Here is an 894-nt window from a genome sequence, read left to right as displayed (position 1 = left end):
ATTACTAAACTAACAAAGTACTCTTTACAAAAACCGTTATATGATAGTAATGACTATCAAGACATACTTACGGTTACTTTAATATCCTATAAAAAAAATAATATTGAAGTGTATAATAGACAACAAAGTGCTACAATAATTTACAATGAACTAAAAGGAAACAACAATGCACAAGGTACATCATGTAATTAATTTATTAATCTTTTTTATAATGTTTATAGAAGTAAACCTAGGGTTTGCTCAAAAAATTCAAAACGGTACATACACTAAAAAAGACAACTCAAACGAATTTTACGAAACATTCACTTTTACCAATAAAAGTTGTTTTGAACATAAAAAAGGAGGGAGTATAGAACAGACATTTCATGGGAAAGGGCATTATTATATAACCAATGACAGCTTAACTTTTGTTTATGATAGCTTAATACCCCACCCTATTTCATATAGTATAAAGAAAACTTATGCTAATAGTTCACCTACAATAGACGTTAAATTTAAAATTTTTTGCTTAGACTCATCATCATTAGTATTAAACCAAGTAAATATATTTGAAAAAGTAAATCCTAGAAAATATAACGCTATAACTAATAAGAATGGAGAAGGTTTGATTCAATTATTGAAAACAGATTCTCTATATAATTTCACTGCTTCATCTTTAGGATTCACTCCATATAATTTTACTATTGACGGCAGCTACAATTACATTATTAAAGTCTTTTTATCTCCTTTAAACCCAATACCTACTTACAATGAAAAGAAAATCTATTTTCTAAAAGAACTAAATAACAACTCTTTTACGTTAATTAGTGAAGAACAAGAAAACAAATTCGAGAAAAAATGAAGCTCTTTTTCTTTACTCTAATAAGTTGTTTTTGGGTTGCCGTGGGGTATACA

2 protein-coding genes are annotated in these 894 nt (G+C 27.2%); both read left to right on the top strand.

What is annotated here, in order from left to right; all coding sequences use genetic code 11:
- The coding region (locus NBRC110019_RS16715) for a hypothetical protein (RefSeq protein ID WP_281756608.1) at window positions 1-192 on the top strand (192 nt) is incomplete at its 5' end.
- 19 nt (window positions 193-211) lie between these two features.
- The gene (locus tag NBRC110019_RS16710) at window positions 212-841 is read left to right on the top strand and encodes a hypothetical protein (protein ID WP_281756607.1); all 630 of its coding nucleotides are present in this window, start codon (window positions 212-214) and stop codon (window positions 839-841) included.
- Window positions 842-894 lie beyond the last annotated feature (53 nt).

This window comes from Neptunitalea chrysea (assembly GCF_027924145.1).
Taxonomy (GTDB): Bacteria; Bacteroidota; Bacteroidia; order Flavobacteriales; family Flavobacteriaceae; genus Neptunitalea; species Neptunitalea chrysea.
Note: the sequence above shows the minus strand (reverse complement) of the source record. Positions and strands in the feature narration are given on the sequence as shown.